Source organism: Seohaeicola saemankumensis (assembly GCF_021021435.1).
Taxonomy (GTDB): domain Bacteria; phylum Pseudomonadota; class Alphaproteobacteria; order Rhodobacterales; family Rhodobacteraceae; genus Seohaeicola.
The window spans coordinates 22693-38234 of the sequence record NZ_JAINWI010000011.1; the positions used below are offsets into that span (position 1 = coordinate 22693).

Annotated in this window: 14 protein-coding genes; 6 read left to right on the forward strand and 8 right to left on the reverse strand. The window is 62.3% G+C overall.

All coding sequences use genetic code 11. The features are described from left to right. The first annotated feature begins 120 nt into the window (after positions 1 to 120). On the forward strand, positions 121 to 834 hold the full coding sequence (phnF, locus tag K7H22_RS08395; protein ID WP_230800299.1) for a phosphonate metabolism transcriptional regulator PhnF: 714 nt from the start codon (positions 121 to 123) through the stop codon (positions 832 to 834). Positions 835 to 898: 64 nt separating this feature from the next. Next, positions 899 to 2083, forward strand: coding sequence for an alpha-D-ribose 1-methylphosphonate 5-triphosphate diphosphatase (locus tag K7H22_RS08400; RefSeq protein WP_230800300.1), 1185 nt, complete (start codon positions 899 to 901; stop codon positions 2081 to 2083). A 6-nt stretch (positions 2084 to 2089) separates the two neighbouring features. Here the strand turns inward: K7H22_RS08400 and K7H22_RS08405 are convergent, their stop codons facing one another. The 5 genes from K7H22_RS08405 to phnC all read right to left on the reverse strand — a co-directional run bounded on the left by K7H22_RS08405 (position 2090) and on the right by phnC (position 6843). Further along, entirely contained in the window at positions 2090 to 2707 is a 618-nt protein-coding gene (locus K7H22_RS08405; RefSeq protein ID WP_230800301.1) for a chloramphenicol acetyltransferase, read from the reverse strand. A 46-nt stretch (positions 2708 to 2753) separates the two neighbouring features. Further along, a complete protein-coding gene (gene phnE / locus K7H22_RS08410) occupies positions 2754 to 4097 on the reverse strand; it encodes a phosphonate ABC transporter, permease protein PhnE (protein WP_230800576.1) in 1344 nt (447 codons plus the stop codon). A gap of 2 nt (positions 4098 to 4099) precedes the next feature. Beyond that, entirely contained in the window at positions 4100 to 4966 is an 867-nt protein-coding gene (phnE, locus tag K7H22_RS08415; RefSeq protein WP_230800302.1) for a phosphonate ABC transporter, permease protein PhnE, read from the reverse strand. Positions 4967 to 5036: 70 nt separating this feature from the next. Beyond that, positions 5037 to 5951: a phosphonate ABC transporter substrate-binding protein gene (gene phnD, locus K7H22_RS08420; RefSeq protein ID WP_230800303.1), complete on the reverse strand. Its 915-nt coding sequence runs from the start codon at positions 5949 to 5951 to the stop codon at positions 5037 to 5039. Between the two features lie 61 nt (positions 5952 to 6012). Then, positions 6013 to 6843, reverse strand: a complete 831-nt coding sequence (gene phnC, locus K7H22_RS08425) for a phosphonate ABC transporter ATP-binding protein (RefSeq protein WP_230800304.1) — start codon at positions 6841 to 6843, stop codon at positions 6013 to 6015. 161 nt (positions 6844 to 7004) lie between these two features. On the opposite strand from phnC, the gene K7H22_RS20240 reads away from it, so the two are divergent. After that, on the forward strand, positions 7005 to 7232 hold the full coding sequence (locus K7H22_RS20240; protein WP_419248168.1) for an NAD(P)-binding protein: 228 nt from the start codon (positions 7005 to 7007) through the stop codon (positions 7230 to 7232). Here K7H22_RS20240 and K7H22_RS08430 read toward each other — a convergent pair. From K7H22_RS08430 to K7H22_RS08440, 3 genes are read right to left on the reverse strand one after another with little or no spacing between them, the layout of a single operon-like run. After that, on the reverse strand, positions 7187 to 7519 hold the full coding sequence (locus K7H22_RS08430; RefSeq protein WP_230800305.1) for a hypothetical protein: 333 nt from the start codon (positions 7517 to 7519) through the stop codon (positions 7187 to 7189). The genes K7H22_RS20240 and K7H22_RS08430 overlap by 46 nt on opposite strands. Positions 7520 to 7578: 59 nt before the next feature. Continuing rightward, complete coding sequence (locus K7H22_RS08435; protein WP_230800306.1) at positions 7579 to 11007, reverse strand: ATP-binding protein; 3429 nt, start codon at positions 11005 to 11007, stop codon at positions 7579 to 7581. Further along, on the reverse strand, positions 11007 to 12275 hold the full coding sequence (locus K7H22_RS08440) for a metallophosphoesterase family protein (protein WP_230800307.1): 1269 nt from the start codon (positions 12273 to 12275) through the stop codon (positions 11007 to 11009). The genes K7H22_RS08435 and K7H22_RS08440 overlap by 1 nt, the downstream gene beginning before the upstream one ends. A gap of 300 nt (positions 12276 to 12575) precedes the next feature. Here K7H22_RS08440 and K7H22_RS08445 point away from each other — a divergent pair, with 300 nt between their 5' ends. From K7H22_RS08445 to K7H22_RS08455, 3 genes are read left to right on the forward strand one after another with little or no spacing between them, the layout of a single operon-like run. Then, positions 12576 to 13664 (forward strand): TRAP transporter substrate-binding protein, encoded by a 1089-nt coding sequence (locus K7H22_RS08445; RefSeq protein WP_230800308.1) that lies wholly within the window; start codon positions 12576 to 12578, stop codon positions 13662 to 13664. 2 nt (positions 13665 to 13666) lie between these two features. Beyond that, positions 13667 to 14197 (forward strand): TRAP transporter small permease subunit, encoded by a 531-nt coding sequence (locus K7H22_RS08450; RefSeq protein WP_230800309.1) that lies wholly within the window; start codon positions 13667 to 13669, stop codon positions 14195 to 14197. Positions 14198 to 14216: 19 nt separating this feature from the next. Next, positions 14217 to 15542 carry a TRAP transporter large permease gene (locus tag K7H22_RS08455; RefSeq protein ID WP_230800310.1) on the forward strand — a complete coding sequence of 442 codons (1326 nt, stop codon included), beginning with the start codon at positions 14217 to 14219 and terminating at the stop codon, positions 15540 to 15542.

Genomic DNA, 15542 nt, shown 5'->3' on the forward strand with positions numbered 1-15542 from the left:
CTGCGATCCGGACAATCGACATCTTGTCAATTTGTCTAGATTACTATACAACTATACAAATCTTTACGCATCCTTGAACCGTCTGGCAAGCGCGGCTTCATGAAACTTTGGTGACATTGCATGACGACAACCCCGCTCTGGTCCTCAATCGCCTCGATCCTGCGCGCCGAGATCAGCGCCGGACAATACCGCCCCGGCGACCGCCTGCCGACCGAGGCTGCCTTTGCGCGCCGCTTTGGCGTCAACCGCCATACTGTGCGCCACGCCTTGTCCACCCTGGTCGAGGATGGCACCATCACCACGCGGCGCGGCGCTGGTGCTTTCGTGACCCGCACCCCCACAGATTACCCGCTGGGCCGCCGCGTAAGGTTCCACCAGAACCTCGCCGCCGCTGGTCGCCTGCCGCAACGGATTTTCCTGCATCTGGAAACGCGCAACGCCGATACTTCCGAGATCGCGGCGCTGGAGCTTGCGGAAGGCGCGAAAGTCCATGCCGCCGAAGGCATCTCGCTGGCCGATGGTCTGCCCATCGCGCATTTCCGCAGCGCCTATCCCGCCGCGCGCTTTCCCGATCTACCCAGGCATCTGCAATCCTGCGGGTCAGTGACGCGCGCCCTCGCGGCCTGCGGCGTGCCGGATTACACCCGCGCCAGCACCCGCCTGTCTGCCCGCCGCGCCAGTGCCATCGAGGCGCAGCATCTGATGCTGCGCGAAGGCGATCCGGTGCTGCAAAGTATCGGCATCAATGTCGATCCGGGCGGCAAACCGATCGAGTTCGGACATACCTGCTTCGCAGGCGATCACGTCACCCTAAGCATCATGAACGATAGATAAAACCGTCACATAACAGACATTCTTTTGAGTTATCCACAAAGCCACACAATCAGGACAGGCCGTGATGACACCCTATTCCCACCCGCCCCTCAGGTTGATCGGCGCCTCTGTGCTGCGCGACGGCGCAATGCAGAAACGCTCGGTCGCGATCAAGGATGGCATGATCTCGAAAGGGCCGCTGCCCGAGGTGGATCTGACGGGTTTTCTGGTCCTGCCCGGCATCATCGACCTGCATGGTGACGCGTTCGAGCGTCACATCGCCCCACGCCCCTCGGCCCCGTTTCCAGTCGAGACCGGCCTGCACGCAACCGACCGCGATGCGGCGGCAAATGGTGTGACAACCGCATGGCTGGCGCAAAGCTGGTCATGGGAGGGGGGGCATCGCAGCCCCGATATGGCCGAAAACATGTTGCAGGCAATGCTTGATCTGCGCCCGCACCTGATGACCGACCTGCGCCTGCAATTGCGCGTCGAGACACATACCGTGGATACCGCGGATCGCCTGCTGGCCGCCGTGCGCCGCTACGGGGTCGACTATGTGGTGTTCAACAACCATCTGGAGGAAGGCGTGCAACTGGCGCAGTCGCGCCCGACCGAACTGGCCCTCTGGGCCGCCAAATCGGGCCGCAGCGCCGCCGAGCAAATGGCGCTGGTCGAAGCGACGCGCAAGCAATCGCCACAGGTGCCACGCTACCTTTGCCGTCTGGCCGAGGCTTTTGACACGCTTGGCGTGGTCTATGGCAGCCATGACGACCCCGACGGCGAAACCCGCGAACGCTTCTCGATGATCGGTGCGCGCATATGTGAATTTCCCACCGCCCGTTCAGCCGCAGCACTGGCGCGCGCTGTCAATGATCCGGTGCTGATGGGCGCACCCAATGTGGTGCGCGGCGGCTCGCAATCGGGCAATATCGCCGCAACCGATCTGATCCGGCGCGGCATGTGCGATGCGCTGGTGTCGGATTATTACTATCCTGCCCTGTCCCGCGCCGCCTTTCGTCTGGTCGAGGATGGTCTGCTGGACCTGCCCGCTGCATGGGCGATGATTTCCGCCCGTCCGGCGCAGATCATGCATCTGTCCGACCGTGGCGTAATCGACTATGGCAAGCGCGCCGATCTGTGCGTGGTCAACGCGGCGACGCAGCGCATCGAGGCCACGCTGGTTGCGGGCAGGCTGACACATCTGACAGGCGAGGCCGCAAGGCGTTTTCTGGGTGGACGCGCCGCAATGGCGCTGGCCGCCGAATAGGCCGGTTCATCCGCCGTAACGCTCTAGGAATGCCTCTGCAGACAGCGCGCGAAAATCCCTCAGTGCCGCGCGTAATCGCGCGTGATCCCAGTCCCACCACGCCAGCGCGATCATCCGCTGCGCCAGATCGGCGGACAGACGCATCCGGACCATGCGCGCGGGCACACCGGCAACAATGGCATAGTCCGGCACATCCTTGGTCACCACTGCCCCTGCCGCCACAACCGCTCCGTGCCCGACTGTGATCTCGGGCTTGATCTGGGCATTATGGCCGATCCATGTGTCATGCCCGATCAGAACACGCCGCGCGCGGCGCTTGGCGAACCAGTCCGCGTCATCCTGGGCATCGGGCCAATAGGACGCGCTGCGATACATGAAATGGTGCAGGGACGCACGGTCCAGCGGGTGATCTGTGGCACCGATCCGCACGAAGCTGGCAATATTGGCAAATTTGCCAATGGTTGCATTCGCGATATCACAATAGCGGTCGCAATAGCTGTAATCACCGATTTCGGCATGCGCCAAGCGCGTGCCGCGCCCGATTTCGCACCATGCACCGAACCGCACATCCGTGGTCGTGCAAGCCTCGTGCAGCATCGGCGTATCCGCCTTCAGATCCTTCACGCCGCCACATCCTTCATCTTGCCGTAAATCCTCGAATCCGCCGCCATCAATGTCCGCTGCCGTCGCCCTTGATCAACCGCCGCCGCAGCCAGCCCGACACCGTATCCATCAGCATCACCATGAGCACGATCAGCACAATGTAATAGGTCACTTCTTCCCAATCTTTCTGGGTCTGGATCGCCTGCGTCAGGAACAACCCGATACCGCCACCGGTAATAGCGCCGATGATCGTCGCCGAGCGTGTATTGGATTCGAAGTAATACAGGATCTGCGACAGCAGGATCGGCGTCACCTGAGGGATCACGCCGAAGCGATAGCGTTGCAGAGGTTTGGCACCTGTGGATTGCACACCTTCAATCTGCTTGCCGTCCACATTTTCCAACGCTTCTGAAAAGCTTTTGCCGAAACTGCCCGTATCCGTCACCAGAATGGCCAATGCTCCCGTCAGTGGGCCGGGACCGAAGGCGCGGCTTAGGACAATAGTCCAGATCAACCCGTCCACACCGCGCAAGAAATCGAACACGCGCCGCACCGCGAAGCGCAGGGCAAGCACGGGCGCAAAGTTTCTGGCGGCCAGGAAAGCCAGCGGCAGCGCGATGATCGCGGCCCCGAATGTGCCCAGAAAGGCCATCAGGATAGTTTCTCCCATCGCCCACATCACCTCGGCGTGACGCCACATCGGATTGTTCCAGAAGTCCCCCCAAGCGCCCGCCAGATTTGACCGCGCGGGGTCGATCTGCGGCCCGGTGAGCAAGGCAAGCAGGCTGACGCCGTGATAGGGACTGTCCAGTGCGAACCAGAACAGTTCCCACCCGAAGAAATAGCGGAACACCTCGTCTTTCGAGCGGGTGACGTTCAACCGTCCGGCAGGGGTTGTGATCGCCACGCGGTTGCCCGACACACTGGCCCAGTCGGGGCTGTCTCCTTCGGCAAAACCCTCGAAGCGGGTCTCGATGGAGTCGTTGACGCGTGTCATCTCGATCAGACCGAAGTCGGGCATATCATAGGTCACGCGGCGGTCAGGCAGAAAGCGGATGATATGGCCATTGCCCAGATCAATGACGGTGTCGTCAAATCCCCCTGTTACCCAGTTCGGACTTTCCCCCTCGGGATAGCGGCCCTTGGCCTCGCCCTCGACAGAATATTCCAGCCGACCGGCGCGGGCGTCGCGCGTGATATGGACCTTGTGGCTATAACTGTCGGCCATCAGGATGCGTGCATTATCCATCTTGGCGCGCCCGGCCAGTCCCGCCACGTCAAAGGCGAAAAAGACATAGACAAAATAGACCAGCACCAGAACCGGAACGGACAGCGCAATACTTCTTTTGCGGCGCAACATGGCCATCGCAGCCTGCCGTGGATCACTCTCCTGCGGGGCGGCGAGCGTCATCGTCATATCTGCGTTCCCTTTACCAGCTTGTTGCGGAAATAGCTTGAGACCTGATCGAAGAAGACGATAGTCAGGAACAGCAGGATGAAGATGGCGGCCGAGATATCGAAACGGCCCGTGCCGAATGTCATCGCATTCCGCAATTCGTATCCGATTCCGCCTGCCCCTACGAAACCAAGGATCGCCGAGGCACGGATATTGATCTCGAACCGCATCAGCGCATAACTCAGATAGTTCGGCGCGACCTGCGGGATAATGCCCAGCAGCATCCGCTGCCACCAGTTGGCCCCCACGGATTGCAGACCTTCCACGGGTTTAAGATCGGCATTCTCGGCCACTTCGGAAAACAGCTTGCCCAGCGCGCCCGCCGTGTGCAGCGCAATCGCAATCATCGCAGGCACCGGACCGCCGCCCAGAATGAAGATCAGCACCAGCGCAATCACGATCTCGGGGAACGCGCGCAAGATATCCATGATGCGCCGGAACACGGGGATCAGTCGCGGAAGCGGCGCCAGCCCACGGGTCGAGACCAGCGAGAGCAAAAGGCCACACGCTGCCCCCAGCAAGGTCGATACCGCCGCGATATTGATTGTCTCGACCAAGGCAGGAAAGAACTCGACCAGATAGCCCGGAAGGTTCGAGCGCTTTTCCCAGGCCTCGGACACGAGACTGGCCGGAAAGTCGAAAACGCGCGGCAGGCCGTCCATGAAGCCACCCGCGCTGCGCCTCTCGACGATGCGAAAGCCAAAGATCATGGCAATCACGAACAAGGTGATTGTCAGTCCGGAATACATCCGTTTCTGGCGTGTCATCGCAAGGTAGCTATCACTGGTCGTGGAAAGCTGGTGGAAAGCTGTCAGGTCGGCCATGGGGCGCCCTTGTCATATGAAAGCGGGGCCAGGGACAGGCCCGGAACCCGCAGAGTTGCAGATCGGCAGATCAGTTGGTCTTGGACATCTGTGCCTGACGCACGGCGATGATTGTCTCATAGGCATCATGGCCGATGGGCGTGAAACCTGCTGTCTCGCCGGCCGCCACACCATAGGCGCAATCCGGATCATTCGCGTGCAGGTTCTCTGTCAACTCGGTCATCTTGGCCTTGACGTCATCGGGCAGTGCATTGCGCAGAACGATGGGGCCTTCGGGGATCGGTTTGGACTTCCAGATCTCGACCAGATTGTTCATGTCCACAAGACCCGCATCCACAGCCTTGCGAAGCGCGCCGGAGTTGTAGCCGTCTTCCCAGTCACCCTGACCATCGGCCCATGTCACACCCGCATCCACATCGCCATTGGCGACAGCAACGATGGTCTGTTCGTGACCGCCGACAAAGCGCACCTCGCCGAAATAGTCGCCCGACTGCATGGTCGCATCAATCGCTGCAGGAATTTCGACCGACGGCACCAGATAGCCGGAAGTGGAATTCGGATCACCGAAGGCAAAAACCTTGCCCTTCATGTCGTCCAGCGAGGCAATGCCGCTATCAGTGCGGGCAAAACCGATCGAATGATAGGTGAACGAGCCGTCAAGGTTGGTCTTGACCAGAACGGGGGTCACCGCGTCAGGATTTTCCAGATAAACAGCGGCATAGGCAGAAGCCCCCAGCCACGCCATATCCAGCGTTCCACCGATCAGGCCCTGGATCACGCCGTTGTAATCAGCTGCGGTGAACAGCTTGGTCGGCACGCCCAGCGCTTCCTCGGTATAGGCACGCAGACATTCGTTGGACGCCAGACGGTCTTGTGCGTTCTCGCCGCCCAGCAGGCCGATACGGAATTCGGTGATCTGCTCTTGTGCGATGGCAGGGCTGATCAGGGCGGTCGTGGCGACCATGGCAGCAATCAGTTTTCTCATGATGTGTCTCTCCGGTTTGTGGAAACCCCCGCGCAGGATTGGGCGGGGGTGGTTGCAGGTGTTAAACTGTGGTCTCTGCCGCACGGATCGCACGCGCCGCAGCATCCGAGCGTTCCAGCGCCTCGATGCTGGTGCTGGTGGCCTCCTCGCTAAAGCTCGCGTCGGCCCCGTAGATGTCGCGCGCAACGCCCGTGGTCAGTTGCTCGGGCGTGCCGTCAAAGACGATCCTGCCGTCACGCATCCCGATCACGCGGTCGCAATAGCGGCGCGCTGTATCCAGCGTATGCAGGTTGGCGATGACCATGCGCCCGTCTTCTTCGTGGATGCGGCGCAGCGCCTCCATTACGACCTGCGCGTTCATCGGGTCGAGGCTGGCGATGGGTTCATCGGCCAGAATAATCTTGGGGTCCTGCATCAGCGCCCGGGCGATTGCCACGCGCTGTTGTTGCCCGCCCGACAAGGCCTCGGCCCGTTTGGGCGAATGGGCGGCTATCCCCAAACGGTCAAGAATGGCGATCGCCTGCTCGATATCGGCGGTTGGAAAAAGATTGAACATCGTCGACAGGGTCGAGCGGCGGTTCAGCGTGCCATGCAGCACATTGCTGACCACATCCATGCGCGGCACCAGATTGAACTGCTGGAAAATCATCGCGCAATCGGATTGCCATGCGCGTTTGTCGGCCCCCGTCAGCGCCAGAATATCGCGTCCCTCGTGGATCACCTCGCCAGAACTGGCGTCGGTCAGGCGGTTGAGCATCCTGAGCAGCGTCGATTTACCCGCGCCCGAACGCCCGATAATCCCGATCATCTTCGGTTCCGCTACGGCGAAACTCACCTTGTCACAGGCTGTATTCGTACCGAAAGTCTTGGTCAGTGTCTTGACGGCAAACATCGCTGTCCCCCTGCGTTACCCGTCCCGCCTAAGGCCGCAGCGCAACTGATTTGTTGCGACTACGTGAATTTTTTGTAAACGGTCGGCCGCAACACGCCGTTTGAACGGCAGCCACCCCTGCCGGAAAGAGCCACAACATAGACCGCGTCGATTATGTTATCATCGGGGCCGGACTCTCCGGCCCGACCTGCGCATATCTTTTGCACGCAGCAGGCCGGCAGGTCGCCGTGATCGAGGCGTCTGGCCACATCGCCAGCCGCACCGGTCCCTTGACCGAGTTGCATGACCACGCATCCCATGATGGCGCTGCTGCCCTGTTCGGCTTTGTCGGGTGGCCCACCAGCTATGCGCGATCAGGACAAACTCCACCAGGCGATCCGCGCAGTTGATCCGCTGCCTTGGGCCCGATGCGGCGCAACCGTTGCAGATCACTGTGCAGGACTGGGCCCGCGATCCTCTGGTCTGCACCGGCACGGATCGGGATGGCGCGGGCGCGCATCCGGAGATCGGCCCCGCCATCCTGCGCCACGCACATCTGGGCGGCCGCCTGCATACTGGCGTATCCGAAACATCCACCCGCAGCCCCGGCCTGATTGAGGGCGTGCTGCATGCAGGCCAGACCACGGTCCAAACGCTGCTGGCCCTCTGCCCCCCAAGCCGCTTCTTCCTGCGGCAAATATCCTTGGGGGGATGTTCAACACTGTTGAACATGGGGGCAGACAGCCCCCTGAGCGGTCAGCCCAGATCATGCACCGCTACGTTCGGGCAAACATCCTTCGCGATCCGGCACAGATGGCGGTGATGCGTCAGATAGATGACCTGCCCCACCCGCCCCATTCCGGCCAGCAGTGCAAAGGTTTCCGCAGCGCGGTTGTCGTCGAAGGTTTCCAGAATATCATCGGCGATAAAGGGCACGGTGCTACGCGCGCCTGCGATCTCGTGATAGCCCGCGACGCGCAGTGCCAGATACAACTGAAACCGCGTCCCCTTGGACAGATCTCGCGCCAGTTTCGACGCCCCGTTCGCGCCGATCGCCACCAGCACCTCGCGATCGCCCTCGGGCTGTGCGGCCAGACTGCTGTATTCGCCCCGCGTGATGGTGCGGAACGCGTCCGAGGCGCGTTGCATCATCGCGCTGCGATGGCTGTCGCGGTAGCCCTGCAAGGCATGGTCCACCGCAAGGATACCCAACCGCTGCCGCAAAAAGCCACGGGCCTCCTCGGTGATTTCCAAAAGCAGGGTCTGCCGCTCTTCCTGCAGGCGCGCGACAGCGTCATCCCCACCGACTGTGGCAATCCTGTCATCGGCCTGCGACCGCGCGGCATAAAGCTGCTGTAGTTCCTGCGCCTGCCGGTCCCGTGCCTCGGTCAGACGGTCGCGTTCGGTCAGCAGGCCCGCGCGATCGAGCCCCTCCAACGCCTCCAGCGCATCTGCCAGCCGGTCAAAGCCCGTGCTCTCGCAGATATCCTGTTCATATTGGCGGCGCTGTTCCAGCAGATCCTGCCGTTGCTGCGCCTGCCCCACGGCCTGTTGCAAGGACTCGGTATCGTCGCATCCAAGATGGCTGCACATCTCGGCCAGCCTTGCCGTGATCCGGTCAAGATCGCCCTGCAGAGCCTGCAAACCGCGCCCGCCGGATACAATCTTGTCCTGCAACGTGGCCCGCCGCGCCTCCCCCTCGCTTGCGATTCGCAAGCGCGCGCGCAGGCTGCCCCATTGCCCCGCCGTGGTCCCGTCCGTCAGATCAAGCTGCCCCGCAAGGTCCGCGACGACCTGTGCAAATCGCGTGCGATTGGCCTGCATCTTGGCGATCCGGTCCCGCAGACCGCGCAATTCGGTCCAGGCCTGTTCGAGCCGCTGCAACTGATCCAATGTCTCGCTCATCCCCGCAACATCGGCGTGAGCCTGACCCCGAAAAGTCTGCGCGCAGGCGGTCTGCCAGTCCTGCTGCCAGCGCTGCATGGCCTTTTCCGCCCTGTCCAGATCGGTGCGGCGGCGGCCAAGATCCTGTGCCGCCGCATCCCGCGCCTCGACCAATGCGGCCTGATCGCGTGCGCGTTGCAACGCGCCGCGCGCGGTTGCCGCCAGAACTGAAAGCGGTGTGTCTTGCGCAATATCAAGACCACATGCCGCCAGTGTCGCCGCCAAAGCCGTTTGCGCGCGGTCCACAAGTCCCCGCGCCGCGATCACCGAACGATCGGCCGCGCGCAGGTCGGCCAGCGCCTCAAGCGCGGTTTCGCGGCGGCTGATCCAGCTTTCCAGTGCCTCAGGCGAGGTATCTTGCGGCAAACCGTCAGGCAGAGCGTCGCGCAGCGTGTTCTGCAAGGTCTCCAGCCGCGCAGCAGCATCCTTGGCCGCCGTGTCATGTTGCGCGATATCCAGCCCAAGTATGGCCAGACGCTCTTGCAGGGCGCTGCGCGTCTGTGCCTCCGTCTGCACGCGGGCCTGCGCCGCCGTGATCTGGTCGTCGCGCCGCAGGGCATCTTCGAAGCGGTCGGCGGAGTCGGCATCAAGACGGGCACGATGCGCGGCCCAGAGCTTTTCGCGCAAGGCGCGCACGGCGGCTGCGTCCGCGATGGGCACGGTGCCAGCCTGCTCCATCGCCGTCGATTGCGCCTCAAGCCGTGCGACCTCATCCTGCAAGCGGGCCAAGTCGGCGCGGCGGCGCTCCAGCCCGGCTGTCGCCTCGGCCAATCCGCGGCGCCAGTCCTGAACCTGTCCGGCGGCGGGCAGGTGAAGCGCCTCCAACGCGGCGGCATCGTCCTGCCAAGGGGCCAGCCGCGCGATCTGCGCGGCCAGCCTGTCGCGGGCTGTGGCAGCAATGCTTTGCGCCCGCGCGAGTTCGGCCTCGGGATCGTCGCGCAGATGGGTCTGCATCACATCGTCCAGCAGGTCCGGATCGGCCAGCGCCCCGCCCGCCCGGTCCAGCCGCGCCGCAAGACTGTCCAGCCGCACCAGGGCATCCTCTGCCTCCTGCTGAGCGCTGGTCCATGCAGCAACCATGCCCGAGTGACGCTCCATCAAACCGCGCAGCGTTGTGACAACCGCCGCTGCAGGCAGCACCTCTACCGGATCGCGCCCCGCGCAATCCAGTTGCCGCAACAGGACATCAATGCGGGCCTGCACCTCATCCGCCTCGGCCTGACGATGCGGCAGATCGCTGACTGCGCCATCATAGGCTGATTTCAACAACTCGGCCTCGGCCATGTCACCGGCCAGCGCCAGCATGGCCGGATCATCGACGGTCTCCGCAAACTCGGCCTCAAGGCTGGCCATTTGGCCTTGCTGTGCATCGCGCCGCGCAGCGATCTGCGCCTGATCGCGCAACAAGGTGGTCAGTTCGTCCGCCCAGCCCTGCGGCAAAGCTGGCAGGTCGGGCATATCGCCAAGACTTGCATGGATACGCCCCAGCCTGGACACAAGCGGCACGGCCGCAAGATGTCGTTCGACCTGATATAGTTCTCTGACGGTTTCATCCTGTTGCGTCTGTGCGGCGGCCCAAGCCTCATGCGCCTGATCGCGCGCCTGCGCCAGATGCGCAAATTCGCGGGCGCCGGTATCCTGCGCGGCAATCTGCTGCTCAAGCTCGGCCAGTGTCTTTTTCAGGTCTGACAGCCTGCCACTGCGCCCGCCCGCTTTGAAAAAAACCTGCGCGCTGCTGCGCAACCCGTTCAGCGCCTGCCCCATCTCGGCCAGCCCGCTGCTGGCGGTGAACAGCATCTGCCCCAGATCGCCCTGACTGGACAGGATGCTTTCGCCGCCCTTTTCAAGTGTCTCGTCATCCAGACTGAACATCGCCTCGTAGCCCGCGCGCTCGATACCTGCCAGAGCGCCCTGTAGGACCGCTTCGGAAACAGCCGTGCCGGCCGGATCGTTCAGCGTATTGATCCGCCCCTTGGTGCGGATCAGCTCCAGCCTGTCCGCGCCAGTCTCGATCACCGCCCCCAGTTGCATGGCGCCATAGGGATGCAGGAAATTCATCCGGCTTTGCGCCGGAATGCCGAATAGCAGATCCAGCCAGCCCTGCATGGTGGTGGATTTGCCCGCCTCGTTCGGGCCATAAATGATGTGGAAGTCCGGCCCATCTGTCGGGGCCGCCCCGAAATCGAGGCTCTGGTCCGTGAACTTGCCATAGCGGGTCAGATCAAGACGGCGAAGACGCATCAGCCCTCGTCCTCCAACCCTTGCAGATGGGCCAGAACCTCGGCAGCCCCGACCTGCAGCAACGCGTCGCGCAGTGTGGCCTGCTGTGCCGGATCATCCCCCATCAGTCCGCGCAAAGCCGGCGGCAAGGCCTTGATCAGCGCCTCGATCACGGCATCGGCTTCGGTCAGAACCGTATCGGGCGGCTGTGCGGGTGGTGTCGTCATCGCGGTGATGCGGGCGGAAAGCTCGGCCAGCGGGCCTGCCATGTCGGGGCGCGGGGTTTCGGTGCAGTCCAGCACGATCTTGTCGATCCAGAGCGTGCCGATCCCCTCGGCGGTCACGCGCGCCTCGTCCAGCAAAAGCCCCTGATCGCGGCGCAAGCGCCACAGCAGCGGGGTCACGCCCGTCAGCACCGGACGCAAGACCAGATGGTCCTCGGTGAACTCGCGCCGCGCGGCGCGCAAGGCCGCCCCAAGGCGATGCACGATTTCGGGCCAATCCCCTGCCCCGTCCAGCGGCACCGCCACCCGCTCGAAACGGGCCAGTGCGGTCATGCGTTCGGCAACCTCTAGGCGGCCACCATTGCTTATGGTCACGAGCGTTACCGATTTCGCGCCTGCCTCGCCGATATCGCGGCCCTGCGGGATACCGGGCATCACGACATGGGCGGCACCGATATGATGCGCGCGGACGTGGATATGGCCCAGCGCCCAATAGTCAAAGCCGCTGGCCTGCAAATCGGCCAGACGACAGGGCGCATAGGGGTCATGGCCAAGTGAGCCGTCCAGACTGGTATGCAGCATGCCGATATTCACCGCCCCCTGCACCGGCGGCTTGAACCGCTCCAGCAGGCTGTCGGGCGCATGCGGGCGCGCAAAGCTGATGCCGTGAATGGCAATAGCCAAGCCGTCCTTTTCCCGCTGCTCGACGCTTGCCTGCGCGCCAAAGACCGTGACCGAGGGCGGCAAGACCAGTTGTCCGGTGATCCGCGATTCAGCGTCATGGTTTCCGCGGATCAGAAAAGTCTCGATCCCCGCCTCGTCCAGCCGCCTGAGTTGCTGCGTCAGGAATCGCGCCGTTTTCATCGAGGTTTGCGCGCCATCATATAGATCGCCTGCCACCAGCAGGGCATCGACGCGTTCCTCCAGACACAGATCAATGATCCGCGCGAACACCGTCCGGCTGGCCGCACCGATCACATCGGCCAAGGCTGGCTCGCGCAGGGCAAGGGACTTCAGCGGCGAGTCGAGATGGAGATCGGCGGTATGAATAAATCGGTAAGGCACCGTTGGGTCCATCCGGAGACTAAACGCAGGAAGCGCCAGCCTGTCTTTCCGACCTGAGGTTGTCAAATCCAAAGCGCGGCAATGTTGCGCTTTAGCAAAGCGCCCAATTTGTATTCACTTCGCGGATACGCTGCGGAAATTGTATACAATACTGATTTCAGGCCGGGGGAATCCGCGCGCGGCCTCTGCCCCTGCCGGGAAACCTGCCCTAGCTGTCGTATCACGGAGGAGACGCACCATACCCAATCCGCACCCCGATGTGCGGAGGATCAACAAAAACTCAGACTGAGAGGTCACACTATGGAACGTCGCAGATTTCTGACAGCCACCGCCGCTGCTGCCGTCGCAGTCCCGCTGGCCGCCCCGCGCGTGGCGCAGGCGCAAGATACATTCAACTGGCGGATGACCAATTCCTATGGTCCCGGTTCGCCCTTCTACACAGTCGGACCGGGCAGCCCCACGGATATCATCGAGAAAATCGCCACCATGTCCGGCGGCCGCCTGACGATCCAGCACTTCGCGGCAGGTGAGTTGATCCCCGCATTGGAGGGCTTCGACGCCGTCCAGCAGGGCGTGATCGAGATGAACGCCTCCAACAGCTATTTCTGGTCGGGCACAACCTTTGCCGCGCAGTATTTCACCACCGTCCCCTTCGGGATGAGCTTTGCCGGACATATGGCATGGCTTTATCACGGCGGTGGGCTGGAGCTTTGGCACAAGGTCTATGAGCCTTTCGGTCTGGTGGCCTTCCCGATGAACAACACGGGCGTGCAGATGACAGGTTGGTTCCGCGAACCGATTGAGGATATCAGCCAACTTCAGGGCCTGCGGATGCGAATTCCCGGTCTGGCAGGGCAGGTTTATGCCAGCCTTGGCGTCGATGCCCGTGTATTGCCGGGCGGCGAGATTTTCCCCGCACTGGAGCGTGGCGTGATCGACGCGGCCGAATTCGTCGGCCCCTATCAGGACCGCCGGTTGGGTTTGCAAAATGCCGCCAAGTTCTATCACACGACCGGCTGGCACGAACCATCGACCACGGGCGAGTTGCTGATCTCCAAGGCCGCATGGGATGCGCTGCCCGCCGATCTGCAACAAATCGTCAAAACCGCCTGCATGGCCGCCTGCCTTGAAAGCATGACATGGTCCGAGGCGAACAACGGCGAGGCACTGTCGGATCTGGTAGACAATTTCGGGGTGACCGCCGCTGTCCTGCCCGAAGCCGTGGTCGAGGCGCTGCGCACCGCCACAGCCGACACGCTGGCCACCCGCGCCGACGCAGACCCGCTGGTGAAGGAAGTCCATGACAGCTACATGTCGTTCAAGGCAAACCACGACCGCTGGGCGGGTGTCAGCGAAGGACCGTGGCACAAGTCCATCCTCAAGGTCTGATCATGCAAGCCCTGTCACGCTTTGTGAACGGGATCGAGGGCGCGGTCCGGTTATTTGGCTGGATCGCGGCCTGGACCTGCGTGGCGCTGGTGCTGATGGTGGCGGGTGACGTGTTCATCCGCTACTTTCTGCGGACCGGCGCGGTCTGGTTGCAGGAATTGCAATGGCACCTGATTTCGCCCATCGCCCTTTTCGGCATGTCCTATGCGCTTTACTGCGGCGAACAGGTGCGCGTCGATGTCCTGTTCGAACGCTTCCCGCCATGGCTATGCCGCGCGATCGAGGTCGTCGGCGGTTTGGCCCTGATGGTCTTTGCCATCTATGCGGTCTGGCTGTCGCTTCCGTGGGTGCAGCAATCATGGTTGCGCGCTGAATCCTCGCCCAACCCCGGTGGTTTACCCTTTCGCTGGGCGCTCAAGGGGCTGATCCCGCTTGGGTTCGCGCTGCTGGCATTGCAGGGTCTGGCCCACGCGCTGCGCCACGGTTTCGGCCTAACCAATCCGGCGAACGCGCCCGGACATTCGGGACACTGAACTTCAAGGAATAACACCAATGTCTCCGACAGAACTTCTGGCGATCGGCATGATCGCCGCCTTTTTTGTACTGCTGATCGTCGGCATCCCGGTGGGCATCGCGATTGCCACTTCGGGGCTGGTCTTCGGCTATCTGGGCTTTGGTCCGATGCTGTTCAACCTGCTGCCGGCGCGGATCTACGGCGTGGTCACAAACTATACCTTCATGGCAATCCCCTTGTTCGTGTTCATGGGGGTGATGCTCGAAAAATCACGACTGGCAGAGGAGTTGATCGACATCATCGGCCATGTCTTCGGCAAGGTCGCGGGAGGCATGGGAGTGGCAATCATTCTTGTCGGTGTGCTGCTGGGGGCTGCGACCGGTATCGTCGGGGCCACGATTGTGACGCTCGGCCTTTTGACGCTGCCGACGCTTCTGCGCCGTGGCTATCCCAAGTCGCTGGCGACAGGCATGATCTGCGCCAGTGGCACGCTGGGTCAGATCATACCGCCCTCGCTGGTTCTGATCCTGCTGGCGGAAATCCTAGGCGAGTCCGTGGGCACAATGTTTGCTGCCGCGATGATCCCCGGCCTGACGCTGGCTGCTGTGTATATCGTGGCGATCCTTGTGCTGGCCGCATGGAATCCCGCCCTGATGCCGCCCATCCCCAAAGAAGAACGCGACGCGATGAGCGGCTTGATGCTGGCGAAAAAGGTGGTGCTGGTTGTCGGCCCGCCCATCGGTCTGGTGATCGCGGTTCTTGGCTCTATCATCGGGGGACTTGCCGCACCGACAGAAGCCGCCTCGATGGGCGCTATAGGCGCGCTGGTCTTTGTCGCGCTGTCGGGCCGCCTGACCTTCGATCTGCTGAAACAGGTCGCGCGATCAACCCTTCTGATATCCTCGATGGTGTTTTTCATCCTGATCTGCGCGCAGGTCTTCGGCCTGTCCTTCCGTGGCTTGGGCGGCGAGCATCTTGTCGGACGCATGTTCGAATGGGTGCCGGGCGGGGTGAACGGCGCGCTGTTGTTCATGTTGCTGCTGGTTTTCGTGCTCGGCTTCTTTTTGGAATGGATCGAGATCACCTATATCGCCCTGCCGCTGTTCCTGCCCTTCTTTATTGCGAATGGCGTCGATCTGGTCTGGCTTGGCATCCTGATCTGTCTGAACTTGCAAACCTCGTTTCTGACACCGCCTTTCGGCTGGTCGCTGTTTTTCCTCAAAGGTGTCGCCCCGCCGGAAGTCAGTACTCTGGACATTTACAAAGGAGCAATGCCATTCATCGGTCTGCAAGCTTTGGCGCTGGCACTGGTTTTTATCTTCCCCGGGTTGGCTCTCTGGCTGCCCCAAGCGATCGGGTGGTGA